At 43.1% G+C, this 204-nt stretch carries 1 protein-coding gene; it reads right to left on the bottom strand.

The window, feature by feature from the left end; all coding sequences use genetic code 11:
• Positions 1 to 204, bottom strand: a 204-nt coding sequence (locus H3T48_RS08835; protein ID WP_198189196.1) for a hypothetical protein, incomplete at both ends; no start/stop codon positions are given.

A 204-nucleotide genomic window follows, 5' to 3' on the forward strand; every position in this document is an offset into this window, starting at 1 on the left:
AGTAGTTAATAAGCTATCGGCATCGATACTATCCTTAACCGATTTTGCTTCATTGGCTATGTCTTGCTTAGCATTGTTCTTTTGACTACTTAAGTCCTTACCTGGTTGGTAAGCACCATTAATCTTAGCTTTACCATCTGCTACTGCCTTGGCAATCTCATCTGGCGTGGTTGCGGCATCAATTGCGGCGTTAGCTTCTGCTAC

This window comes from Lactobacillus sp. M0403 (assembly GCF_016101265.1).
GTDB lineage: Bacteria > Bacillota > Bacilli > Lactobacillales > Lactobacillaceae > Lactobacillus > Lactobacillus apis.